The 26058-nt window shown below is 25.8% G+C and carries 22 protein-coding genes, 1 tRNA gene and 1 pseudogene; 9 read left to right on the plus strand and 15 right to left on the minus strand.

Going from position 1 to position 26058, the window contains the following annotated elements; translation table 11 throughout:
- Nucleotides 1-242 precede the first annotated feature (242 nt).
- Nucleotides 243-1256, minus strand: a complete 1014-nt coding sequence (locus CP965_RS03685) for a hypothetical protein (protein WP_129060699.1) — start codon at nucleotides 1254-1256, stop codon at nucleotides 243-245.
- 533 nt (nucleotides 1257-1789) lie between these two features.
- On the opposite strand from CP965_RS03685, the gene CP965_RS03690 reads away from it, so the two are divergent.
- The 8 genes and pseudogenes from CP965_RS03690 to CP965_RS03730 all read left to right on the plus strand — a co-directional run bounded on the left by CP965_RS03690 (nucleotide 1790) and on the right by CP965_RS03730 (nucleotide 9065).
- On the plus strand, nucleotides 1790-1981 hold the full coding sequence (locus tag CP965_RS03690; RefSeq protein WP_129060700.1) for a hypothetical protein: 192 nt from the start codon (nucleotides 1790-1792) through the stop codon (nucleotides 1979-1981).
- Between the two features lie 299 nt (nucleotides 1982-2280).
- The gene (gene istA / locus CP965_RS03695; RefSeq protein WP_129060701.1) at nucleotides 2281-3324 is read left to right on the plus strand and encodes an IS21 family transposase; all 1044 of its coding nucleotides are present in this window, start codon (nucleotides 2281-2283) and stop codon (nucleotides 3322-3324) included.
- Between the two features lie 8 nt (nucleotides 3325-3332).
- Nucleotides 3333-4073 carry an IS21-like element helper ATPase IstB gene (gene istB / locus CP965_RS03700; RefSeq protein ID WP_129060702.1) on the plus strand — a complete coding sequence of 247 codons (741 nt, stop codon included), beginning with the start codon at nucleotides 3333-3335 and terminating at the stop codon, nucleotides 4071-4073.
- Between the two features lie 28 nt (nucleotides 4074-4101).
- Nucleotides 4102-4365 carry a phage integrase SAM-like domain-containing protein gene (locus CP965_RS03705; protein ID WP_164970988.1) on the plus strand — a complete coding sequence of 88 codons (264 nt, stop codon included), beginning with the start codon at nucleotides 4102-4104 and terminating at the stop codon, nucleotides 4363-4365.
- Between the two features lie 154 nt (nucleotides 4366-4519).
- Nucleotides 4520-4783, plus strand: a pseudogene (locus tag CP965_RS14475) (tyrosine-type recombinase/integrase); the annotation flags it as partial.
- Nucleotides 4784-4859: 76 nt separating this feature from the next.
- Complete coding sequence (locus tag CP965_RS03720) at nucleotides 4860-5381, plus strand: hypothetical protein (RefSeq protein WP_129060706.1); 522 nt, start codon at nucleotides 4860-4862, stop codon at nucleotides 5379-5381.
- Between the two features lie 91 nt (nucleotides 5382-5472).
- Nucleotides 5473-6744, plus strand: coding sequence for a putative phage abortive infection protein (locus CP965_RS03725; protein ID WP_129060707.1), 1272 nt, complete (start codon nucleotides 5473-5475; stop codon nucleotides 6742-6744).
- Nucleotides 6744-9065, plus strand: a complete 2322-nt coding sequence (locus tag CP965_RS03730; protein WP_129060708.1) for a DUF262 domain-containing protein — start codon at nucleotides 6744-6746, stop codon at nucleotides 9063-9065. Before CP965_RS03725 ends, CP965_RS03730 begins: the two co-directional genes overlap by 1 nt.
- Nucleotides 9066-9555: 490 nt before the next feature.
- Here CP965_RS03730 and CP965_RS03735 read toward each other — a convergent pair whose 3' ends face one another.
- The 10 genes from CP965_RS03735 to CP965_RS03780 all read right to left on the minus strand — a co-directional run bounded on the left by CP965_RS03735 (nucleotide 9556) and on the right by CP965_RS03780 (nucleotide 19536).
- Entirely contained in the window at nucleotides 9556-10011 is a 456-nt protein-coding gene (locus CP965_RS03735) for a hypothetical protein (RefSeq protein ID WP_129060709.1), read from the minus strand.
- The gene (locus CP965_RS03740) at nucleotides 10008-10514 is read right to left on the minus strand and encodes a hypothetical protein (RefSeq protein ID WP_129060710.1); all 507 of its coding nucleotides are present in this window, start codon (nucleotides 10512-10514) and stop codon (nucleotides 10008-10010) included. The genes CP965_RS03735 and CP965_RS03740 overlap by 4 nt, the downstream gene beginning before the upstream one ends.
- A complete protein-coding gene (locus CP965_RS03745) occupies nucleotides 10507-10860 on the minus strand; it encodes a hypothetical protein (RefSeq protein WP_129060711.1) in 354 nt (117 codons plus the stop codon). The genes CP965_RS03740 and CP965_RS03745 overlap by 8 nt, the downstream gene beginning before the upstream one ends.
- An 87-nt stretch (nucleotides 10861-10947) precedes the next feature.
- Entirely contained in the window at nucleotides 10948-11280 is a 333-nt protein-coding gene (locus CP965_RS03750) for a hypothetical protein (RefSeq protein WP_129060712.1), read from the minus strand.
- A 13-nt stretch (nucleotides 11281-11293) separates the two neighbouring features.
- Nucleotides 11294-11551: a helix-turn-helix transcriptional regulator gene (locus CP965_RS03755; RefSeq protein ID WP_206732239.1), complete on the minus strand. Its 258-nt coding sequence runs from the start codon at nucleotides 11549-11551 to the stop codon at nucleotides 11294-11296.
- Between the two features lie 368 nt (nucleotides 11552-11919).
- Nucleotides 11920-11995 (minus strand) — tRNA-Glu (locus CP965_RS03760).
- 62 nt (nucleotides 11996-12057) lie between these two features.
- Complete coding sequence (locus CP965_RS03765; RefSeq protein WP_129060713.1) at nucleotides 12058-12501, minus strand: Sua5 YciO YrdC YwlC family protein; 444 nt, start codon at nucleotides 12499-12501, stop codon at nucleotides 12058-12060.
- On the minus strand, nucleotides 12501-15740 hold the full coding sequence (carB, locus tag CP965_RS03770; RefSeq protein ID WP_129060714.1) for a carbamoyl-phosphate synthase large subunit: 3240 nt from the start codon (nucleotides 15738-15740) through the stop codon (nucleotides 12501-12503). Before carB ends, CP965_RS03765 begins: the two co-directional genes overlap by 1 nt.
- Nucleotides 15741-15840: 100 nt before the next feature.
- Nucleotides 15841-16521: a HesA/MoeB/ThiF family protein gene (locus tag CP965_RS03775; RefSeq protein ID WP_206732240.1), complete on the minus strand. Its 681-nt coding sequence runs from the start codon at nucleotides 16519-16521 to the stop codon at nucleotides 15841-15843.
- A 120-nt stretch (nucleotides 16522-16641) separates the two neighbouring features.
- Entirely contained in the window at nucleotides 16642-19536 is a 2895-nt protein-coding gene (locus CP965_RS03780; protein WP_129060715.1) for a type I restriction endonuclease subunit R, read from the minus strand.
- Nucleotides 19537-19633: 97 nt separating this feature from the next.
- Here CP965_RS03780 and CP965_RS14095 point away from each other — a divergent pair, with 97 nt between their 5' ends.
- Entirely contained in the window at nucleotides 19634-19789 is a 156-nt protein-coding gene (locus CP965_RS14095) for a hypothetical protein (protein ID WP_164969344.1), read from the plus strand.
- On the opposite strand, the gene CP965_RS03785 is transcribed toward CP965_RS14095, so the two are convergent.
- From CP965_RS03785 to CP965_RS03800, 4 genes are read right to left on the minus strand one after another with little or no spacing between them, the layout of a single operon-like run.
- Nucleotides 19776-20570, minus strand: a complete 795-nt coding sequence (locus tag CP965_RS03785; protein ID WP_129060716.1) for a Fic/DOC family protein — start codon at nucleotides 20568-20570, stop codon at nucleotides 19776-19778. The genes CP965_RS14095 and CP965_RS03785 overlap by 14 nt on opposite strands.
- A gap of 11 nt (nucleotides 20571-20581) precedes the next feature.
- Entirely contained in the window at nucleotides 20582-23872 is a 3291-nt protein-coding gene (locus CP965_RS03790) for an AAA domain-containing protein (protein ID WP_164970989.1), read from the minus strand.
- A gap of 34 nt (nucleotides 23873-23906) precedes the next feature.
- The gene (locus tag CP965_RS03795) at nucleotides 23907-25040 is read right to left on the minus strand and encodes a restriction endonuclease subunit S (RefSeq protein WP_129060718.1); all 1134 of its coding nucleotides are present in this window, start codon (nucleotides 25038-25040) and stop codon (nucleotides 23907-23909) included.
- The gene (locus CP965_RS03800) at nucleotides 25033-26058 is read right to left on the minus strand and encodes a PDDEXK nuclease domain-containing protein (RefSeq protein WP_129060719.1); all 1026 of its coding nucleotides are present in this window, start codon (nucleotides 26056-26058) and stop codon (nucleotides 25033-25035) included. The genes CP965_RS03795 and CP965_RS03800 overlap by 8 nt, the downstream gene beginning before the upstream one ends.

Raw genomic sequence — 26058 nt, forward strand, 5'->3', positions numbered from 1 at the left:
CAAAAATATTTGATAAGAATATACAAGATAGAAAAATTAAGATTAGTACTACGATTGGTTATAACAAAATACTCCTTTATGTTTACACTTCCATCTCTTTTTCAAGCATGAGAGTAATCACTCCCATAGTAGTAAACTTTTGCTTTAATTGAGAACTTATTATATTAAATTTTAAATTCTTTATCAAATATACATTCAATAAGAGTATAAAATCAATTTTATAAAGCTTTTTACATAGAAAATTAATGAAAATTAGAAATACAATCTTTTTTTATTATATTTTTAACTTTAAATACATCTATATCAATAGAGGATTCTATTCCATACTTTTTATACCAATCAGTAGAATATCTTTCAATTTGCATACTTTCATCATTTATAAGTGAATATAAATATTTATCATTAGGGTACTCTTTTATTAATGTATCTAAAGTTTTAAATACAAAATAAAAATGTTCTTTTACACTATTTGGTACTGGATTATAAGAACTAAGATCATATAGATTTTTACCTTTTTTTATATCTTTTTTTCTTTTCTTTTCTGAAACAAAATCTAACAAGGTATATGTTCTATCATCTCCATATCTTACTTTCTTGCTTTCAATATATTCCAAATACTCATTATAGTTAAAAACTGGTCTAGGTATATGATTTAGATTAATATGTATTTTAAATTTACTTAATTCATTAAAGCATCTTAAAATATAAAATATTGTGAACAAATTAATTAAAAAACATGTTAAATTTATAAACCAAATTATTGGTTTTTCAATTTTTTCATTGTTTTCGTTTTCAGTTGAAATCATATATTTAATAGGAACTGGGCTAAAAATTTCTAATAAAGACTCATAAGATTTTTTGTAATCTTTATATTCTTGAGAAATAATAAACCATTTTGAATCATATATCGTTTTATTAACTTTAAAAGAATATTCTATTTCATTTTTTTTGAAGTCAAGTTCTTTATCTACTAAATAAGCTGTTAGAGCAAAAAACAATGTACTTAATAAGAATATTATTTTATAATAAGATTTTAATATTTCTAAAATTATTTCCTTATCATCATCAGTTGAATATAAAGTATAATATTGAACTAAAAACAAACTAAATATTATTATTACTATTATTGTTATTACAACTAATAAAGATGAATGGTAAAACATTGATATACCTAAGTTAATAACCATACCTATAATAAAAAAAAGTAAAATTTTTACTTCTTTTTTTTGTAATTTCTCTAGAAAAGATTTTATCATACTCTTCTTCCTTTTTGATATCATTATACATTAGTAATAATAAATATAAAAATTAACATATTTATTCTATTGTATTATTAATAGCATATTTTTTATATCAATTATTGAAATATCATTCAATTTGTATACTCTCATTATTAATAAATAATATAAGTTAATTTATATTTAGATGTAGAGTTATATTGACTTAATCAATTCATATGAGTATTTTATTACCTTTATCTTTTTTATTCTCAATATTTTAAATTATTTTTTCAAGTTATGCTTTATTTTTTATTATAAAGAAGAAGTGAGAAATTATAAGATTATTCAAAACTTAAAAAACTATATGAAGCCTATTAATTAGTTGGCGACCCAAGCAAGATTCAAACTTGCGTCTACAGGAGGAAATCTTTATTTATATTTTTTTGCAATATTCATTAAATTATATTATAGTTACTAGAATAACTGTATAATGGTACTTATAGAATTTTGACTTTTTATTATATTCACTATATAATCTGATAATATATAAATTTTGGTGTGAAATAGGTGTGAAAAAAAAAGGGGGGGGGAAAAACCATACAACTAAAACTACTGGTGTTCGGTATAGAGATATAATTACTAATGGAAAAGTAGATAAAACATATTATATCAGATTCAAAGATACTAATAATAAAACAAGAGAAATTAAAGTTGATAAATACTCAGAAGGGATTCTTGAAAATTATTGTAATCAAAAATGAAATAAAATTATAACAAAACAAAGACTTGGAGAAGAGCTACCTTCAATTTCAAATAAAAAAAGAAATCAATACTAAGTATAGAAAAAATTGCAGAGTCTTATTTTGAACAAAGAAATGATACTAGAAGTACTTTAACTGATAAATCAAACTACAACAAATATATTAAAGTCTTTTTCAATGATATGGATATTGATAGTTTAAGTAAAACAAATGTTGATGTCAAGTGCAAAGTAAAAGTGCACCACTTTATTAATAGAAAATAAATACAATAAACTCTAAATAAAAGATTTGGAGTGAGTATGATTGATAAAGAGGAATTTACCGTGATACATACTTTACATAAAAGAGGATATAGTATAAGAGCTATATCAAAAATAGTTGGATTAAACAGAAGAACAGTTTCAAAAAGACTAAAAGAAAAAGAATTAAAATCTTACAAAAAAGTTGAATATAAATCAAAATTAGATCCATATAAAAAATATATACTTCAAAGAGTACAACAAGCAAATCCTGATAAGATACCATCAAGTGTAATATATGAAGAGATAAAAAAGTATGGATATGATGGAAAGATTAGAATATTACAAACATTTTTAAGCTCATTAAAAACAAGTTCAACACCAGAAGAAGTAATAAGATTTGAAACTAAACCATCATATCAAGCACAAGTAGATTGGACAATAATAAGAAGTGGTAAGAATCCAATATATGGCTTTGTAATGGTATTAGGCTTTAGTAGAATGGCTTTTGTATATTTTACAGATAATATGAGACAAAGTACTTGGCAAGATTATCATGTTAAAGCATTTGAATACTTTGGAGGAGTTCCACAAACACTACTTTATGATAATCTAAAATCAGTAGTTATTCAAAGAGATAAATATGGTAAAAATCAACATGGATTTAATAATGACTTTTTAGAATTTGCAAAAGATAATTTCATTCCAAAACTGTGTAAAGTATATAGAGCAAAAACGAAAGGTAAAGTTAAGAGATTTAATTTATATCTAAAAAGGAATTTTTATATACCGTTAAAAACTTCATTAAAAAGAAGTGAAATCACTATAGATAAAGATTTATTAAACTCAAAAATATTTACTTGGTTAGAAATAGTAAACTCAAGAATACATGATACAACAAAGAAAAAGCCAGTTGATATGTTTAAAGAAAAGAAAGATTTCTTACAGCCTTTTTATTCAAGTGTAAAAGAGATAAAAAATAAAAAAGAAGATAAAACTATAAATAGTTCTATAGACCTATCAAAACTAAATATAGATATAAAATACCATACAACAATTTCAGATTATGAAAAAGTGTTAGGAGCATCATATGCTACTGTATGAATCTATAAATGAATAATTGTGCAAAGTTTAAACTTCCTGCTATCTTAGAACACTATCAACATTTAGCAGATAGAGCTTCAAAAGAAAATCTTTCCTATAGTGAGTATTTATATAAGCTCTTAGAGTTTGAGAATATTGGAAGAGAGCAAAGAAGTAAAGAGATGTTGTTAAAAATAGCAGGCTTCCCAAAATTAAAAACAATAGATAGCTTTGATTATAAATCTTCATCAGTTGATAAAAGTTTAATAAATGAACTTTTAACTTTAAGATTTATTGATGAGTATAAAAATATTCTTTTATTTGGACCAAGTGGAGTTGGTAAAACACATCTTGCAATAGCAATTGCATATGCTACAACACAACAAAGGATAAAAACAAAGTTTATATCTGCAAATGATTTGATAATACAACTTGAAAGTGCGTCAGCTCAGAATAAACTTGATAACTATTTTAAAAGAGTGATAGGAATTCCTAAACTACTTGTAATAGATGAGTTTGGATATATAAAATTTAATGAAAATCAAGCCAATCTATTTTTTCAAGTTATCAATAAAAAATATGAGTTAGGTTCAATAATCATAACTTCAAATTTATCATTTACAAAATGGAAGGAGGTTCTAAATAATGATGAAGCATTAACAGCTGCAATATTAGATAGATTAATTCATCATTCACATCTAATCAATGTTACTGGTGAAAGTTACAGATTAAAGCAAAAAAGGGGAAGCAAGATTGTTAGATATTTCTAACAAATAGGTGTTACTAAGTGGTGCACTTTTGCACTGTATATTGGTGCATTTTTGGTTTGCACTTGACATTGATAACTTTCCAAAATATATTCAAGATATAACCTACTCAAAAGATAATAAAAAACTTACAGAAAATACAATTAATAATATTCTAAACCTATTTAAAACAATTATCAAATATGGAGTAAAAAATGATTTTATTAAAAATGATGTATCAAAATATGTGAAACTTTTTTCAATAGATAATGCAAGAGAAAGATTTTTATCAAAAAGAAATAAATACTTTATTTGAAAGTTCAAAGAATGATGATGTTTTATACCTAATATATAAAATTGCATTGAATACTGGAGCAAGGTTATCATCAATATTAAACATACAAAAGAATGATATTGATTTCACCCATGAACTATTAACAATTAAAGACTTTTAAAATAAAAGTACTTATAAAGCTTTTTTAACAGAGGAATTGAGTCAATTACTAGAGAGCTACATCATAAGCCATGATATTCAGAATAAACTCTTTATTTCAAACCCTGAGCGAAGATTAAGAGCATTACTTAATGATTTATTTAATAAAGATATAGAAGAGAATGATAGAAAAAATAAAATAGTATTTCATACACTTAGACATACATTTGCAAGTCACTTAGCAATAAATGGAACACCTATTTTTACAATTCAAAAACTTATGAATCATAAAAGATATTAAGATGACATTAAGGTATGCAAAACTATCTCCTGATAGTGGAAGAGAAGCAATTAAAAATTTATACTAAAGGTAAATTATGAACTATAATGAAAATTCAAGCACTATAAATGACACTATTTACATGAACTGGGTTTGTCCACATTGTAATATTAAAGCTACCGTATTAAAAAATAACTTTGATTTTACATGTTCTGAATGTAGATTTAAAGAAATCAATGATTATATTGATCATAGTATTTACTTAAAAGAAGAATTTAGAAATTATGATACTTTAATCAAGTTAGATAGAGACTTCAAGCTTATAAAAGAATCATCAGAACTAAACCCTGATGAACATGACTTAACCTATCTATTTGAAGAAATGGATCCAATAAAAAAATTGATTGTTAATATTAATGACTTCAATAAAAAGGATTTAAATACAAAATCTAAAAATATAATAATTGTACTTAGTATTCAAAAAAACAAATCATTATTAGAGATACATAACTACTTGGAAAAACTAACGAAAAATACTTTTCATAATTACGATTCTATGATACTTGGAATTATTAATAATGAAACAAAAGATGATAAACTAATATTGTATTATCAATAAACTAAAATTAATTACATAATGGTTAATATTAAATTTATAATTAAATATATTTAAAGTAAAAAATAATATAATTTCCTAAAAGAACATATATATGTATAAAAAAAGTACTCATTTACTAGCTAATAAAATTATTAAAATATCTTTACTACTAATTTTAATACTCATTCCTTTGACAATAGCTTACCTCTGGCAAGAAGAGTTTTCGATATCGACTAAAATAAATCATGAAAAACTTGGTACATTTGGTGATTTTTTTGGAGGTATAATTGGTTCAATATGGGCATTGACAGGTATTATCTTGTTTTACATTGCACTTAAAGAACAAAGAAAGGACTTTAGCAATAATAAAAAAGCACTAACTAAACAGATTGAAGCACTTAATCTTCAAAATGATGAATTTAAACAGCAAAAAGAAGAACTACGAGAAACAAGAGAAGTTTTTAAAGAACAATCTAAAACGTTAAAACAACAAAGGTTTGAAACAACATTTTTCTCTTTAATTGATTTATTTAATACACTTGTTAATAATTTAGATTTGAAAAATGACAATAAAAACTATTTTAAAAAATTAAGAGATGAATTATTTACAAAGGAAACAGAATCCACTAATATAATAGAATTAAATAATGAAATCATTAATTTATACAAAGAAATACTTTATGGAAATAAAGAAAGTTTAACTCATTACTTCAGAACATTATATAGAATCATTCATTTTATTGATTCTTCTGAATTAGCAGAAAGTGAAAAGATTGTGTATTTAAAAATTTTCAGGTCTCAGTTATCTGAATATGAATTACTTCTAATTTATTATAATGCTGAAACTAGATATGCAAAAAAGCTTTATCCTTTAATTTTAAAATATAATTTAATTAAACATCTGCCATCTTTATCTAAATTCGAATTTTATAAGTATACAAAGAATATAGTTGAAGATTATAAAAAACTAAATAAACTTAATCAATTTAATGAATTTATATTTGATAATCTTTTACTGTTTATAGATAATTTAAATCAAAATGTTAATAAAGAAGATTTTATTGAAGAAGAATTATCTAAAAAAACAGAAATCAATGACAAAATATTAATAAAAATAACTTCATCTGAAATAAATAAATTAAAATTTGCATTTATTCTACTAGAAGAAAATATTTCTGATATTTTATTCTTTAAAATTGAAATTTTTAAAGAATATTTTAGTGATTTACTATATGATTATGTACTATTTTCTAGATTTAGTAAAAGTAGTGATTTTAATATATGTAATAAAACTTCTACAATAGAGGGTAGACTTAATCTAATTTTTGAAATAGATTCAAATATAAAAATTCAATTAAATAAAGATAATAAAAGAGGAAATTAATGTCAAATTTATACTTAAACGGTGATGAAATAGAAAATATTTTTAAAAAACATATCAAAACTACTGTTTATTCATTTTCAATCAAAACATTATTTAGTGAAAGAATGAGTAGAAAAATAAATTACCACCCTTACTATCAACGTAATTATGTATGGGATACAGCAAAAGCAACTTTTTTTATAGAAAGTATTTTACTAGGAACAGATATTCCCCCTCTTATTTTTTTTAATAATGGAAAAGATATAGAAGTAGTTGATGGTAGACAAAGATATGAAACTATTAAAAGATTTAAAGAAGGTGACATAAAACTATCATCAAAAGGCTTAACAAAACTAATGCAATTGAAAAATTTCTCTTTTAGTAAACTTGATAGAAATATACAAGATATTTTTGATGATGCAAAAATTAGAATTTTTGAGTTTGAAATAATAAATGAACCTAAACTTGACCCCATTTTAGAAGATAAAGTAAAAAAAGAAATCTTTAGAAGATATAACTCAGGAATAACTCCTTTAAATAAAGCAGAGCTTGATAATGCAAATTATGATGATGATGAAATTACAAATATATTAAAAAATAAAATAAAAGACAAGCAACTATTACAGCAAATTGGTGAAAGCTTTTTATCAAAAGATACCATTAGCTTAGAAAATGATAGCGCTAAAATTTTACAATTTTTGCGAAAATATTTAATTTTATCTCAATTTCCCATCAATACATATGCATCAGGAAGTAATAGGACCGAAACAATCGAAATACTATATACTTTTATAAATGATAATACAGAAGATAAAGAAAAATTATGTGATTTTTTAATTGACACTTTAAATGATACATTTAGACTAATTAAGTATTTTTCATCTAGCTTATTACAAAATAATAGATATATTAATGAATGTATCTTATGGGCAATTTTTATTCTAAAAGAAGAAGAAATCAACTATGATAATTTATATTCTGATAAAAATATAAAAATAATTGAATCTATATTAGCAGAAGATATATCAGTTTTCCAAGCAGAAGGAAGTCACTATTACAAAGCAGTAATTGGTAGATATCAAAAAGTTGTTGATGCAATCAATAAAATTATAAAATTTGACTTTTCACTATATTTTAAAAATGATAATTTTAACTCAAAAATAAAAAAAATTGTTCAAAGTGAAGATGATTTAAATCTAAAATTGGATGAATTATCGTCGTTAAGAGTACAAAAGCCTGATGCATCATTAATTCCAGTTGATGAATTAATTAATGATTTAGAAAGTAATAGGTACTTAATAAGACCTAGCTACCAACGACAAGAGAAAATTAATATTTTTAAAGCATCTGCTATTATAGAAAGTATTATTTTAGGTATTAATCTTCCTCCTATATTTATTTTTAAAAATGAAAAAGGGATTAAAGAAGTAGTTGATGGTCAACAAAGAATATTATCAATTCTAGGCTTTATTGGGAAAAAATATTTAAATGAATCAGGAGAGCTTGTTTATGCAAAAAATAACTCATTTAAATTAAAAAGATTAAAATTATTAAAAGACGACTACAATAATAAAAGCTATAATGATTTAGAATTCACTATAAAAGATAAAATTTTAGATTTTAAATTAAGTGTAATAGAAATTGATTCAAAACTTAATACAAACTTTGATCCTGTTGATTTATTTATTAGACTTAATAATAAACCATATCCAATTAAAGATAATTCATTTGAAATGTGGAATTCTTACATCGATAAAGAAGTTATTGAAAAGATAAAATGTTTAACAAATACTTATATAGATTGGTTTTTTATAAAACAAAAAAATAAACAATCTGATAGAATGTTAAACGAAGAACTAATTACAATTCTTGCATATTTGCGTTATAACTACACAAAGAAAAATAAAAATTCTTTAGGTTTTTATAAAAGAGCTGAAAATGTCAACTGTAGAATAAGTGATAAAAAAGCCATTACTTCATTATTAGAAAAATTAACTATTAGCGAAATTGAAAAAATTGATTTTATTGAATGTATTGACTACATTTCAAATATTATTGAAATATTAAAAACAAAGCTAGACAATAATAATCTAAAAAAATCATTAGACTTACTTTTAAATAATGACTCAACTAACTATAAGCGATATTTAGTAAACTTCTATCTACTTTTTGAAATATTACAGAGGTTAGCAACAAATGATAACCTAAATCAAATAAACTATGAAGAATTACAATCAAAAATGAATAGCATAAGAAAAAAACTAAATAACCCTTTTGAATCAACTGCAATAGATAATGTACAAGAATATTTCATATCTTATTTAGATAATTTGGCAAAATAAATTTATTCTAAATTATAACTACATGAAAATAAAACTTACTAACCTCTCACTTAAAGTAATAGGTTAGCAAGCAAAGGGGTACGTCGCCCCCTTTTGAAACCTCATCAATGATACCTAATTGAATTTTGTTTTCTTATATTTGTACTCTTTTTATTCATTAATTTAAGAACACTATTTTCTATATCTTCACACTCTAAAATATCAGATATTTTAGTTAAAAACAAATCCATCTTTTCGTAACCAATCTTATAGTCTTCATAATCACTATACTTATCCTCTAATTCTTGTATTCTTAACTTTAACTCTTGAACTTAATTATTTAATTTTGTATTCATTCCATAATATGAATTCTTTTTTGATTCAGATACACTAAGTTGTTCTTTTAGATTATTTACTTCATCCAATGCTTTTTGATTAACAAGAGGTATATTCTTAACTTCTAAAAGTTTTTCATTATAAGGTTTTAATATTTTAGTTAATTTATCTTTATCTAATAATGTAAAAGTTTGTTTTTCTGATTTAAATCAACCTCTTTTAATTGTGATACATGATCTAAAATAGCTTGAATACTATAAACAATATAATCATCATCTATAGGCTCTAAATCTTTTATCTTTTCTTCTAAAAAAGCTTTTTGTTCTGTAAGCTTATCTACATCAGTTTCTTTATCTTTTAAGCTTATACGAGCAGTTTTGATAGCTTTATCAATAGAATCTAACTCTACTTTTAGTTTTGTTATATTTGTTAATGATTTTTTCTTAGACTGAAGTTCTTTAATTTGTTTTTTTATTTGATTTTCTAAATCACTTAATTCTGTTTTATGCATTTCAACTACTTTCATATGTCTTGTAGTTGATTTACGTTTACCTCGCTTAAAATTAATTTCTTTAAATACTTCACCTACGATATCTTGAAACTTACTTCTACCATGCTCTTTTAGCTTCATAGGAACACTTTGTCCTTGACTTGTATGATTTGCAAATCAAAATGCATATGAGGTGTTTTTTCATCATAATGTATCACAGAATAAAAAAGCTCAATATCTTCTCCTACAGCTTTTTTAATTTCTAATTGAATGTTTTTTATTGCCTGTCTAAAATATTTTTCTAGTTGAGTTTTAGTAAGTACTTTATTTTCTAGTTTATCATTAATAGAAGGGCTTAATGTAATAATTCCACTAAGAAAATCAGATTGTTTTCCTTTTGTTAGATTTCTATAATTACCATGCTTCTTTTTATGATTCTCTCTAAATATCTTATTATATTCATTATAAGATTTTTTTACTTTTTGTTTTACAATATTTGAATCATATTTCATGTATGAATTTTTATATTTATTATGAAACATATTATCTCTTAAATAGCTAACTTTTGACAAACGAAAGTCATGGTTAATTTGTCTTAAAGAAGAAGAACATGTCTCAAAACGAACTTGAACATAATCAGCCATTTTCATCTCTTATATATTTATCAATTAATTCATCAATATCCTTCTTTAATACTTTGATTATATCCTGTTTAGTTAAGATAATATAATGATTTTGTTTTATCTCAATATTAATGATAATTGAGTCTATTTGTTTATATATAATTCTTTTATCTATCAAGTCATTTATTTTCTTGTATTCAATAAAGTCTTTAAAGTTTTCTAATGTCAATTTTTCATCATTAATCAAATTTGAGAAAATAGCTTTTTTATGAAGCCTTTCACTTTTATAAGGCTTTAAACCATCTTCTTTTAACCATGCATAAAAGCTATCAAATAGCTCTATTTTATTTTCATAAAGAATCTTCATCTTCTTCCTTATTAATATATAGTTATATCTGTCCACTTTTTGGACTACCATTTCTATTATTTAAACAATAGTCCAAATAATGGACTACTATTTATTTCTTACTAATTTGATAAATTCAAACTCATCCCACCAAAGTTTTGTGGTTTTAAGAAAGTTTGTTTCTTCATTTTTTTCTACTACCCCTGAACTTATTAATTTATTTACACAGTTATATGAAGTACTTCTTCCTAAGTTAAATTTCTTTCCCAATGTTTCAATTTTTCCATAGTACCAACCATCAAACTTAGAGTCTGGATTATGACTTAGTGTATAAATTGCACTTGCTATGCAATAATCATTATTAGATAGGTTAAATTTAACCCGAGGTAAGTGTTTAATAACTGTAAAATCTGCAATATTATTTAGCTTTTCTTTTTCCATGTTGCTATTACCTTTACAATGTCTCTATTGTTTCTGATAGCCACAAAGCTATATCTGTTTTTAAATATAATACTCGCCCTCTTCTACCACTATCAATTTTTTTGAAATTAGGACCAATACCTTCACGCCTCCAGTTCTCTAATGTACTATCACTGACTCCAATTATTTTTGCAGTTGTTCGTTGATTAAATGTAACCATATATTTATACTGTTCGTTACTATTTATTGAATGAAGAATACTTTCATATTTTGTATTATTTAAACTATACATAATAATTAACCTTTATTTGATTTTTTAGTTCTTATTCGAAAAGTTTATATTTATTTAATGAGAATGTCCATTAGTTTAAAAACATTATTATTTACCTAGAAATAGGCTTTATAGAGTTTATTTTTTATTTTGAATTTATTATAAGGTTATATAGAATTTAAAATAAAACATTTTTTTATTAAAATATAAAATAATTTTTCTAAGATTTTTTAAGCTTATTAAACTTAAGTTTTATAAGTAGTTCTATTTATTCAAATAATTTTCATATTTAGCTTTTGAATATTTAATTCATTTTATAAAGTTTGAAATAGGTTGGAAAGATCAAGTCCCAGTAAAACTTAAATTAGCTAAAAAACCCATAAAATAGTTGGCGACCCCAGCAAGATTCGAACTTGCGTCTACAGGAGGAAATCCTGGCGTCCTTGGCCACTAGACGACGGGGTCATTTAGAATTTGAGATTATATAAAAAAGGTCTTTAAAAAAAGCTTTTAAGCTAAAAATTAACTTACCTTATCTTTCTTAATTTTTTTCTATTAAGCTTATATATTGAAGAAGAGTTTTTTTCATGGAAGCCTTCTTTTGTGTATACTATTACATCACTATTTGCTAAAGCAAAATCCTCTTCAAAACTTTTTTTCGTATGATTTGCAGAGGTAGAATATAAGTTTTTAAACTTATGAATAAAAGGATAAAACTCATTGTCTTTTGGGATTATTCTGAAAGATTTTTGATTTGGATAGATAAAAGTTGTTTTTTTTGAGTTTCGAACTTTTTTTCTGTGTATTTTAGGGATTCTTGTATTTTCTTTTAATGTTTTAAAAGAATCTACAGTTTGAAGTATTTTTTGAAGTTTGGGTCTTCTTTTTACAGTTGAAAGTTTTTCATCATTTGCTGATGAAAAACCAACTGTAGTATCAGTTTGAACTAAATATATTAATTTTGAGTCCATTAGTCATTTAAAAATTCTTGAATAGATTTTACACCTATTCCATCTTTATTTCTAAGGGCTTTCATTGCTTCAACACAAGCTAAAGCTCCTGCTGCTGTAGTAACATATGGTACATTTTCTTTTAATACTGTTCTTCTAATATTTTTTCCATCTTCTTTTGAAGACTCTTTTCCATCTGAAGTATTAATTGCTAATGCAATTTCTCCATTTGTAATTGAATCTGTAATATTAGGTCTTCCTTCACTTATTTTTAGAACTTTCTCACACTCAATTCCAGCTTCATTAATAGTTTCATATGTTCCACCTGTTGCAACGACAGAGAAACCTTGTTCTACTAAACCTTTTGCAATTTGAGCTCCAAACTCTTTATCTAAATCACAAAGAGAAATAAATACTTTTCCTTCAAGTGGTAAATCATTTTTAGCTGCACTTTGTGCTTTTGCATATGAAGTTCCAAAATTATGAGAAATACCCATTACTTCACCTGTTGATTTCATTTCAGGTGTTAAAATCATATCTGAACCACTTAATTTAGTAAATGGGAAAACTGCTTCTTTAATAGCTACATGATTTTTAAGTATTGGTTTTAATACTCCATTATCTTCCCAAACTAAATCAGAATTATAAGTGTCAAGGGCATTTCTTAAACTTTCTCCCCACATAACTCTTGTTGCAACTTTTGCAAGTGGCATTCCTGTTGCTTTTGATACAAAAGGAACTGTTCTTGAAGCTCTTGGATTCACTTCGATTAAATATATTTGTCCTTTATGAATTGCATATTGTGTATTCATAAGTCCAACTACACCTAATCCTAGTGCCATATTTTTTGTTTTTTCTTCAAGTTCTTTAATAAGTTCCGGTTCAATTGATACAGGAGGTAAAGAACAAGCTGAATCCCCAGAGTGAATCCCTGCTTCTTCAATATGTTGCATAATTCCACCAATATATACTTCTTTTCCATCACAAATACAATCAACATCAAGTTCTATTGCTCTATCAAGGAACTTATCAATTAAAACTGGTGCATCATTTGATACTGAAACTGCTTCATCCATATATTGTTTTAATTCATCTGTTGAATAAACAATTCTCATACCTCTTCCACCAAGTACAAATGATGGTCTTACTAATACTGGGTATCCTATTCTTTCAGCGATTTCAATAGCTTCATTTACTTCAACAGCTGTTCCATTGTCAGGTTGTAAAAGTCCTGCTTTTTCAACAAAAGTAGAGAACTTCTCTCTATCTTCTGCTAAATCAATAACTTCTGCTGTAGTTCCTATGATTTTACCACCAAACTCTGTAATTGCATTAGCAAGTTTTAAAGGAGTTTGTCCTCCAAAATGCACAATAATTCCATCAGGGTTTTCTGTTTCAATTACTGATCTTACATGTTCAAAATCAATTGGTTCAAAATATAAAATATCTGAAGTATCATAATCCGTTGATACTGTTTCTGGGTTACAGTTATACATAATTGTTTTTACACCCATTTCATTTAATGCAAAACTTGCATGTACACAACAATAATCAAACTCAATACCTTGACCAATTCTGTTTGGTCCACCACCAATAATTAATACTTTTTTCTCTGTATCATTTTTTACAGTTTTTGGTAGCTTTGTAATATTTGTTGTTGAATATAAATATGGAGTAAGTGCTTTAAATTCTGCGGCACAAGTATCAACTTCATTGTATTCAAAATCAATATCCATAGCTTTTCTTGCTTTATAAATATCTTCTTCTGATTTTCTTAAAATAATAGCAATCATTTTATCTGAAAAACCGTTTGTTTTTAGAGCTCTCATTTTTGATTCATCAGTTAAAACTGTTTCATCAATTGTTTTTTCTAAATTATAGATTTCTCTGAATTTAGTTAAGAACCATGGATCAACTTTACACATTTCAAATATTTCTTCATTTGATAAGCCGTGTCTCATTCCATCCATAAGATATCTTAGTCTATCTGCATTTGGTCTTCTAATTTCAGCTTTGATTTTTTCTAAATCATCACAAATTGGGTCAAAACCATGAATCCCAGTTTCCATAGAACAAAGTGCTTTTTGAATTGATTCATTAAATGTTCTACCAATAGCCATAACTTCACCAACAGATTTCATTCCAGTTGTTAAAGTTGAATCTGCTTTAGGGAATTTTTCAAAAGTAAATCTAGGAATTTTTGTAACAATATAATCAATAACTGGCTCAAAAGATGCCGCTGTTCCAGTAATATCATTTGTAATTTCATCAAGTGTAAATCCAACAGCAAGAAGTGTTGCAACTTTTGCAATAGGATATCCAGTAGCTTTTGAAGCAAGAGCGGAAGATCTTGAAACTCTTGGGTTCATTTCAATTACAATCATTCTTCCTGTTTTTGGACAAATTGAGAATTGAACATTTGAACCACCTGTATCAACTCCAATTTCTCTTAAAATAGCAAATGAAGCATTTCTCATGTCTTGGTACTCTTTGTCAGTAAGAGTAAGAGCTGGTGCAATAGTTGTAGAGTCTCCTGTATGAACACCCATTGGGTCTAAGTTTTCAATAGAACATACAATAATACAGTTATCTTTTCTATCTCTGATAACTTCCATTTCGTATTCTTTCCAACCTAGCATTGATTCCATAATTTCAATTTCATTAATTGGAGATGCTTCAATTCCAGCTACGGCTAAAGCTTTGAATTCTTCCATATTATAAGCAACACCAGAACCTCCACCTGCAAGTGTAAAAGAAGCTCTACTTATTACGGGAAAACCAATTTCTTTTGCAACTTCGATAGCTTCTTCAAGAGTATATGCATTTTTACTTTTAGGTAAATCCATACCAATTTTAATCATTGCTTCATTAAAAAGGTGTCTATCTTCACCTTTTTTAATAGCTTCTGGATTTGCACCTAAGAATTTTACACCTTCTAACATACCTTTATCATACATTGATGTTGCAACATTCAATGCTGTTTGTCCACCCATAGTAGGTAAAATAGCATCGATATTTTCTTTTTCAATTATCTTTGCAACAACTTCTTCTGTGATAGGTTCTATATAAGTTTTATCAGCAAACTCTGGGTCTGTCATAATAGTAGCTGGGTTTGAATTGATAAGAACAACTCTATATCCTAACTCTTTAAGTGTTTTAGTAGCTTGAGTTCCTGAGTAGTCAAATTCACACGCTTGTCCAATAACAATAGGTCCTGAACCTATAAGTAAAATAGATTTTATATCTTCTCTTTTTGGCATATTTAAAAGTTCCCTATAATGTAGTTAAAAATTTGGATAGTGTATCGAAGAAGTCCTTAAAAAAACGTTAGTTAATCTAGTATCTAAATTGGATACTAGATTAGTTTTTTGGAAGATTAAATTTTTGATTTTGTAAAACACCTTCTTCATCAAAAGAAAGATAATACAAAACATCTTTTTTTACTGGAAGTCCAGTAAGATATCTAAGAGCTAAATTTGCTTGAAAAGAACCAATGTGCATAACAATAGGACAAGCTATACCATTTGGTTTTCTATCATTTATTTTAAAAATTGCTTCATAAGAGGCTTCTTGGAAAAAACACACTTGCCCATGAAACTCTTCTACACTACCATAAATCCAAGCTTGTTTTTTTTCAAGGCAGTAGCTATTTATAGCTGCACGAGTAGGTAAATTATCAGTAGCATCAATGATTAAATCAAACTCTAAATCTCTTTTTGTAAACTCATCAAAACTTTCTACATATGCTGTTGCTTTTGTATATGGACATCTTGATTCTATAAGTTCTTTTAAAACCTCAGCTTTGTATTTTCCATCATCACCAACTTTAAAACCTATTTGTCTATGAATATTATGAACTCCAACCTCATCAAAATCTACAAGAGCAAACTCTCCAATACCTGAAGCACCAAGGGCAATACCTAAAGAGCAACCAAGTCCACCACTACCTATGATAGCTACTTTTTTATTTTGTAAACTATCTTGAGTTTCTTCTCCCCAAAGTTTTATTTGTCTATTAAAAAATTCATGAATCTCACTCATATCTAATCCTTACTATATAAGTATAGTTTATTTTTATTGTTTGATATAATCATAGCAGATTTTTATTAAAGTTCAATGACTTTAGTTAAGATATAATCTTGAGTAGATTAATATACATAATTAGTTATACTCTGGTTTTGGTTGGGCGACTTTTAGCTCTTCAACACTATTTGAATAGTCACTATTGTTTGTCGTAGTTTGTGTTCCTATATCATCATAGAATTTCTCTACAAAGTTTACAATCTTATCTAAAACTCTTGGTATGACTTTTTTTCGCTCTAGAAGTTTGGGTTTTACTTTTAGTGTACTTGCTATTTCATCTTTTAAAGGTAGCCTTTGTTCATAGATATACTTATCCACAACTCTTCTCACTTTTTTACAATCAAGGTTTTCATCACTACATAATTCTTTGTAGGCTTTATCTTTTTCCTCTTCCCAAAACTTATCAAACTCTTCTTCTATGTCATCTTCATTTATGGCATATAGGTTTTCATTGATAAACTTCTCTATAAGTTCTTTTTTACTTCTTAGTTGTGGATTGTTTGTTAATATATTTGAGATATTTTCTTTTTGTTTTTTCTGCTCTTCTTCATCTGAGTCTTTGTATTTAGCTAAGAGTTTTAAAATATATGCTACATTTATCTCATCTCTATGGATTAATTCTAATTCAAAATCTACATCTTCTAAGATAGATACCTTTTCACTTTGTTCACCTCTTTTTGGTTTCATATCTAAATATTTCGATAAATAGTCATTAAACATCTGCTCACTCATAGATAAATCAGACCATTTAAAATCACTAAAGCCTTCTAAGATATTTTTTATTCTCATTATCTCTCTAAAAGCTTTGATAAATTCTAGTTTATCATCTTCACTTATCAAAGTATCTACACTAGCTACTGTAGGAGTTATTTTTATTAGTCTTTCATACGCTTCATTAAATTTTTTAACATACTCTTCGTAAGGTTCCATAAGAATAATATCTTTTGCATCACTTCTTGAAAAAAGTGCTATCGCATCATCGCAAGCTTTTTTAATGTTTCTAAAGCAGACAATATTTCCTTGGGATTTTACCTCATCAAGTATTCTGTTTGTTCTACTAAAAGCTTGTATAAGTCCGTGGTATTTTAGATTTTTATCCACATATAAGGTGTTTAATCTTTTGCTATCAAATCCAGTCAAAAACATATTTACTACAAGAAGAATATCAACTTCACCTTTTTTTACTCTTTTTGAGAGTTCATTATAGTAGTTATAAAAAGTTTTACTATCTTTGGTGCTGTATTTTGTACCAAACATTTTATTATAATCTTTGATATACTCATCTAACTTTTCACGGCTGTGTTTGTTTATATGATTTTCATCTATATGCGCCCCATCTGATTCATATAAACCATCTGCACTTTTATCCTCTTCATTATCTGCATAAGAGAATATTGTAGCTATTTTTAGATTGTGTTGTTTTCTTTTAAAGGTTTCATAATATTTTGAAAGCATATCTACAGAACTAACTGTCATCATAGCAGTAAAATCTTTGTTGTGGGTTTTTCTACCATGATTTGCAATAATATAGTCAACTATCTTTTCAACTCTATCATCACTTTCAAGAAGCTCTTGTCTATCTATATCTTCAACTTCTATATCTATATTTGTGGCACTGTTTTCTTTCTCTTTATATCTTCCTATATATTCAACAGAAAATTTTAAAACATTGTCATCATTGATAGCATCTGTTATTACATATCTATGAAGTCTATCATCAAATAAATCTGCTGTTGTTCTTTTACCTAACTTATTTCCCATAGCATTTTCAGGGAATATTGGTGTTCCTGTGAAACCTATCATTTGATTGTTTGTAAAAAACTTGTTTATATTTAGGTGTGTTTCTCCAAACTGGCTTCTATGGCACTCATCAAAGATAAAGACTATATGTTTATCTTTTTGTTTTGACATCTTTTCTATATATTTTCTTTTTTTGATTGCTGTGTTTAGTTTCTGAATTGTTGTAACTATTAACTTTGTATCATCACTAAATTGTCTAACTAAAGTAGCTGTATTATCCGTACCATCTACACTTCCATCACTAAAAGAGTTAAACTCTTTTGTAGTTTGAAAGTCTAAGTCTTTTCTATCTACTACAAATACTGTCTTTTGTACTTTTGGAAGTTTCATAAGAATTTGTGCTGTTTTAAAAGAGGTCAAAGTTTTACCACTTCCAGTTGTATGCCAAATATATCCATTTCTTGTAGAGGTAGTAACTTGTTCAATAATAGCTTCAACCGCATAAAACTGATAAGGTCGCAGAACCATAAGTATCTTATCAACTTCAGCTAAAACTATATACTTACATATCATCTTAGAGATGTGGCATCGCTCTAAAAAAGAACTTGTAAACTCTTCAATATTTGTGATATTTTTATTATCTTTATCTGCCCAAAAGAAGGTTTGCTTGAAGGTTTGTTTTTTGTTGTTTGCGTAGTACTTTGTATTTACTCCATTACTTATAACAAATATTTGAATATACTGAAACAAAGCACTGTTTGCACCATAAGAGTGTTTTTGATAACGATTGATTTGATTAAAGGCTTCTTTTAACTCTAAACCTCTTCTTTTTAGTTCAATTTGTACAAGAGGAAAACCATTTATCAAAATAGTTACATCGTATCTGTTTTTATATGTACCATTTATACTGATTTGATTTGTTACTTGAAATAGATTTTGGCACCAATGTTCAGAGTCTAGAAACTCCATATAAAAGTTTGTACCATCATCTTTGTTTAAAACATACTTATCTCTTAATTTTTTTGCTTTTTCAAAGACACTTCCACTTTGTAGGTGGCTTAGTATCTTTTTAAATTCATTGTTGGAAAAAGTTGTTTTATTGTGTTTTTCTAACTGTCTTTTTAGATTTTGTTCTAGCTGTTCATCATCATTTATAAATACTCTTTCGTATTTTAAAGATTCAAGTTGTTTGATAAGGTTTTCTTCTAGTATTGCTTCACTTTGGGTACTCAATTTTCTATTCCTATTTTTATTTATAATCAAGGGAAGACCCTTGATTATTTATCATCTTTTTAGTATAATACAAGATACTTAAAAGGATTATATTTTAATGAAAAAAACTATTGCAAATAGCAACAAACACTTCTCTTCTGTTACTAAAAAAAGAAAAATGATTGTAAACTCTGTTCATAGTTCTGCTAAAGTTGAAGGTTCTAAAATCACAAAAAAAGAGCTTAACGAACACTATAAACTTATTCATTCATAAGTTCCTCTTCAATCTTTTGTTTCAGTAACTCTTTCATAGGTTCATAGTCACATTCATATCCACTATGCACTCTTTGTATATAATTATCACTTTTTTTCAAGTTTAATCCAATCATTGGAAAACCATTTTTTGCCAAAATAATATCACATATAAGTCTGCTTAATCTTCCATTTCCTTCTCTAAATGGATGTATAAATAAAAACTCACATATTAATTTTGATAAATCTTGGGAAATAGTCTCAATATCTTCATACTCTTTTTTTGTAACTTCTTTTAAAAACTTATCAAAATTAGGCAAAGCATTTAAAAACTCTAAACGCCATTCCCAAGCATCAACACCACTTCCTTTACTCATATTTACTGTACGAAGTTTACTAGCAAAAGGGTAGATAGATTCAAATATCATCTTATGCCATTTTTTAATCACTTCAAACCCAAAAGACTTAGAAATATCAAAATTCTCAACTAAGAAACTATAAACTTCTAATAGTTTCAAATCTTCTTGTTTTGTAATGTACTCATCATCTGTAGATTTTAAATAATTTATACAAACACCATCTTTTGTGATAATTTTTTGTATATCGTTTGTATTCCACTCTTGCCAAGGATTTAAGATAATATCTTCTTTATTTACCTCTTTTTTTGAAGCTGTTATTTTATCAAGTATATTTTTAGGTGGTTTTGTTTGAGTAAAGTATTTATTATCAGTTTTGTACCAATAAAAGTATTTACTATTTTTATACTGTTTAAATTCATATAATAAATACTTTGTTTTTGTCATATTATTATCCTTTAGTCAAAACTTGAATTTAACTTTCCGTTACCATCAGAATAAACATTGATTTCATATAAGTTACCTGTTTTAGATACTCTTTGTACTTTTACAGTCTCTCCATTTAATATTTTTTCGGCTTCTTCTAAAGTTAAATCTTTATTTCTAAAATTCTTAAAAATATATTTATTACTTGTCCTAAATGTCTTTGCTGTTTCTCTAATATTACTTACTATCTGATTACTTTTATTATAAAACTCATAATCCTGTTTTAATTCAATATATTTTTCCAAAACTTCAGTATACCGACCTGCTTTTTTCATTCCCTCTACACTACCAAAAACCCAAAATGCACTTTTAGCTCTTGATACAGCAACATTCATCATATTCCCATCATCTTTATTTGTAAAATGTTCAAAACTACAATCTTTTCCTATAGTAGGAGAAAATATAATAATTTCTTTTTCACTCCCTTGAAAAGCATGAACTGTACCAATTAGTATTTTATTTAAATTAAACTCTTTTGATAATGATTTTTTAATTAAATATTTTTGATTATTAAAAGGAGTAACTATTCCTATTTTTCTATAAAAGTCTTTTGATTCTATTGAATCATATGTTTCATTATCTTTTTTTGTATAATGTTTCCAAGCATTATACAACTGTGTCAATTTTTCTATATTATGAAATAAAAAATCTGCAATTGCAGAAGCTTCAAGTTCTGAACGATTTTTATAAACTTCAGATTCAAGATTAAATATTTTAATTGAAGGATACTCATCTTTAGCATCATCTAAAAACAATTGGCTATTTACTTCTCTAACTTTAGGAACAAGAATTCCATTATAAACAATATCATTACAATACTCAATAATTTCATCTTTACATCTAAAATGTTCTTTTAACCATAAAGAGTTTTTTTCATACTCTTTCATTTCAAAGGTTTTAATATAAGTGGATTTATTTATAAGCTTAATTAAATTCTGATTTAAAACTGAATAGCTATCAATAAACTGGCTATAACCTATCTTTAGTTTTTGTTTTTCATAGATTATATTATCTATAGATTTATCAAAAGGGGCAATAGGTTCTATTTGTTTTTCATCCCCGACTACAATCATTTTTTTACTACTATAAATTATTGGCATTGCAATATGAGGTAAAATCATACCTGATTCGTCAGTCAATGTTAAATCAAAAAAATCTTTTCTTAATTCATCATTTTTTTTATCTTTAAATGCACCATAAAAAGAGTGCATTGTAACACATAACATAGGGAATAAAGGAGTGATTATAAATATATTATCTAAACTATTAAACTCATTTTCTAAGATACTTATCTGATATTTTTTATTATTTTCATTATATCTTAGCCCATACCTTATATCTTCAATAACCAAAGAATCTTTTAATAATAAATTTAAATCATCAATTGTGAATTCATTTTTAAGTTTATTAAACTCTCTATTCTTCTCTACCTCAAAACTACAGTTTTTACACTCAATTTTATTTTCAATAATTAAAGAACTATTACAAATAGGGCAAGAAGATTCATTTGTAATATTCATTTTATTTATTTTTTTAATATTCAGAATAAAAAATGCTTCAAGTAGATGCAAAGATGCAAAAAAGAATTCAAATCGTTCAAATTTATCAAGTTTTTCATAAGTTTCAAAATCCATATTTTTATTTTCTGAAATACTCTTTTGAATTCTTTTTTTTGCAGTTTCCATAAAGTTTATTAAAAATGAGATACAATACTCAATTGTTATTTTTTCTTCTTTGAAATCTTTTGGTAATATTTTCTTGTATGATTCAATAAAACTATTAATGTATTTTTTTTCAAAATCTACATAATCAAGACTATGAATATATTGAAATATACTTTCTAAACTTGTAAATAAAATATCATCTTTATATTTTTCTTCACTATTTCTTATTTGAGGTACAACAACAAACTTATCAATTAAATCAACTTTATTATATTTTTTATTTGATAATTCTAGCCATCTTGTAAATCTTATATCTATTTTTGACGAATCTTGAAATCCTTCTGATATTCCAGAAATTAGATTGTTTATTGCTTGTCTAACACTAGAAGTACCAAGAATTGGTTTTCCAGTATCAATTAACTTAAAAGGATTTTTCTTATTTTTTAAATAGCTATTTGCTGCTTTATAAGCATTTTTTACAATATAATTTGAAAATATACTACGAAGAAGTGCTGTTTTTCCTGTACCTGGAGGTCCATTTACAGGAACAATATCCATATTAGAAACAACTGCACACATGGCAAGTCTTTGAGACTTTGTTAAAGGAAAATTCTTACTAAAAGAGCCATAATGACGTTGTTGTAACTTATTTACATTATCAACACTTAGATTAAGTGAATTAAAGTTATTACTTTTATTGAAAGATTTACTTTTATCTAATAATCTATTTTCATGATTAAAGAAAATTCTATTAAACTTATGCTCTTTTTTTGAATTTTCTTCAATAAAGGGAATTATGCTTTTTTTATATGAATACCTTATTCCTCTTAACATAATATCAGCGTCTAATATCGCTTCACTATCTGCTAAAAGTATTCCACTTTTAAATTCAAAGTTTTCTAAAGTATCGTTTTTACGATTAAAACTCATCAAACCTTTATGAAATTTTTTTAATAATTCAGAATATTCTTCATTAGGATTTATTTCTAATTTTAATTCACTTTTACAATTTTTTAAATACTCTATTAATAGACTTTTAAAAAACTCAAAATCTTTAATAGGATATTTTACATTAAACTCTTCATCATCAAGTAACTCTCGTAATGTATCTATTTCTTCAAAGTCCATTGAATAAATATCTCTAGAAGCATACAGAGTATTAAAAACAATTTGTCCATTTTTAAAAACTGCTTCATTTGATGAATTATCTATTGTAATTGAAACTAACTCATCTAATTTATCTTGTGTTTTATCATCAATATCAAATATAAAATATATAGGAGAAGTAATATATTTATCATTTCTATTTAAAGAGGAGTATTGAGTAAATTTATGAAGAAAAGGGAAATATATAAGTCTATAATCTTTTCTTTTCTCAGGTTTAATATTTTGAATATGTTTTCTTATCATGTTAAGATTATCTATATATTGCTTTTTATCTTCTTCTTGATGATTTATATAAAACAAATTTATTTTAGATAATACTTTCTCAACTTTTACATCACTTATAGGAAATTTTAATCCTTGAAGAGAACTCTCTACAATACACTGGTAGTAGTAGTTTAAAATCTCTTCTGAACTTATAGAACTTAAACTCATTTGACTAAACAACTCCTTTATAAATGATTTCATATTACACAAACATCTTTTGTAAAAGTGCTTTTTTAAACCTTTGAGTCTCTTCTAGGGCTTTTTTATTTTGTGATATTTTTGTATCAAGAGAAGATAAAAAGTTTGCTATTTTTGTTTGTTCTTCTATAGTAGGAAAAGAAAATTTAAATTTTAAAAACTCTCTAAAATGTACTCTTTTTTTCTCCTCTAAACTTCCTGTTGCCATTTTGTTATAAAATTGAATGCTATTGTAATTTGTAAAATATAATACTGCAAAATATGAATTTAATTTTTCATTACAATAAAATATATTATAATACTTTGAAACCATAACATCTAATTTTTCTTTATGTCGAGCTAATGCACCAAATCTTAAATTCATGGGATTATAAGCAAAATCATTTTCTTTCATTGTTTTATATTCATAATCACTTTTTACTAAAAAGGCTCTTTCATATCTCTCACTCTTTGGGATAATACCTTTTTCTATTGTTAAACTATAAATAGGTAATAATTCCTCTGGATATTCAACTCTTTCAATTAGAAACTCTTTTAATTCATATTTTTCCCACTTAGGATAATCACTTCCATCTTCTTTTTTAAATCTAAGCTTTTGTGAAAATATCTTTTGCATCATAGCTTTTTTATAGTTTTGTAACAACTCATCTTTTTTTGATAGTTGATTTATCTTTTTATCAATAGAGGATAAAAAAGAGGCAATTTTTTCTTGCTCTTGTTTTTTGGGAACGTTTACTTTTACTTTTTCAATTGTAGCTTTAGAAAGACTTGGTACTCCTGATGCTTCATTATATAATTTCCAATTTATTTTTTGAAAAATTGAAAATATAAATTCTGGGATAGATTCCTTAAATGAATGTGTATAAAAAAGCGTATCAACAGTCCAAAATTTACCACTTAATAGCATTGGTTTATCAATTGTTCCTTTTCGTCCAATGCATACACTTACACCATCATATAAATAATCATTTACATAAGTCATTAATCCGCCTGTGCCATAGACAGGAATATTGCCATTTTCCAAATGCTTATAATCTTTTCCACTCCCAATTTTTAGGACTTGTCCTGTAGCTTTCTCTTCCCACTCCCCAGAAAACTCTTTAAACCTAAGCTTTGGTATGTTTTCTTTATTACTCATCTTCACTACCTTTAAAAAGTAGATTTCTTTCTCTTAGAAGCTCTTTTTGAAGCTCTTCTTCTGTTGGTAAAAATGGTAAATATTTTGATGAGAATAGTTGTTTACTTTCACTTAACACTGAATATTTAGCAACTGCAAGTGAAGGTTCACTACAAAGGATTAGTCCAATGGTAGGATTATCATCTTCAGCTTTTTCAAACTTATCATAAACTCTTACATACGTATCCATTTGACCTACATCTTGATGAGTAAGTTTTCCAAGTTTTAAATCTATAAGCAAAAAACATTTTAGTTTAAAGTTATAAAAAACTAAATCTATATAAAAATCTTGTTCCTCTACACTCAATCTTTTTTGTCTTGATACAAAAGCAAAACCACGACCTAATTCAAGTAAAAACTGTTGAAGATTATCTATCAAAGCTTGTTCTATATTTGTTTCAAGTAATGATTCATTTGGTAGATTTAAAAAATCAAAAACATAAGGATCTCTAAGATAATTTTTTATATCTGTAGTTTGAAGCTCCTTTATTTTTTCATTTGCTTCATTTACAAGTGATTTTTTATCAGTACTACTTAATAATCTTTCATAATAAAGCTTTGATATTTGTCTACTTAATACCCTAATACTCCAGTTGTTTTCAATACTTTCTTTGATATACCAATCTCTCGCATCTTTATTTTCTATTCTCATTATTTTACAATAATGACTCCAACTCAATTTGAGAGACAGTGTCTCCTGAATTGGAAATGTAAGGTATAATCGTCTCATATTTCTAAGATTTGTAGTATCAAAACCTTTTCCAAACTCTTTTGATAAGGTATTTGATATTTGTTCTAATTGCTTTTTTCCATAAGTAGCTCTTTGCTCTCCATTTTGTTCATCCTCTACAATAATTCTACCTATATTCCAATAGGTTCTTACCATTATACTGTTAACCGATTGTTGCAGTTGTGTTCTTGAATTAATTAAAAGATTTCTAATCTCTTCTATCATTTGATTATTTACTAAACTACTCAT

The organism is Halarcobacter mediterraneus, assembly GCF_004116625.1.
Taxonomy (GTDB): domain Bacteria; phylum Campylobacterota; class Campylobacteria; order Campylobacterales; family Arcobacteraceae; genus Halarcobacter; species Halarcobacter mediterraneus.